1 pseudogene is annotated in these 415 nt (G+C 50.1%); it reads left to right on the forward strand.

From position 1 onward, the window contains the following. Positions 1-373, forward strand: a pseudogene (gene tnpA / locus BHE89_RS21380) (IS200/IS605 family transposase); the annotation flags it as partial. Positions 374-415: the final 42 nt, after the last annotated feature.

Below are 415 nucleotides of genomic sequence, written 5' to 3' on the forward strand. Positions count from 1 at the left end.
AGTAAACTGGTCGTGCCTCTGATCTTTACGACAAAGTATCGACGTAAGCTATTTGACGGACAGATGATCGCTCAACTGCGTGATGCATTTGACTCCGCTGCGGCAAAACTTGAATGCGAAATTATTGAGATGGACGGAGAGCCTGACCATGTGCATCTGCTGGTTGCTTACCCGCCAAAACTGGCGGTCAGTGTGATGGTCAACAATCTGAAATCAGTATCGTCGCGCCTGCTGCGCCAGCAAAACACACATTTACGGACACAAAGTAAAACGGGACTTTTGTGGTCAAGGTCGTACTTTGTCTGTAGCACCGGAGGGGGCAACGATTGAAACACTCAGAGCCTACGTTCAGAGCCAGTCAACGCTTGATTGATCTTTAAAGCCCTGCGGGCTTTATATCCCCGCCCGCACTGGG

The sequence above is a fragment of the Shigella sp. FC1967 genome, assembly GCF_001743005.1.
Classification (GTDB): domain Bacteria; phylum Pseudomonadota; class Gammaproteobacteria; order Enterobacterales; family Enterobacteriaceae; genus Proteus.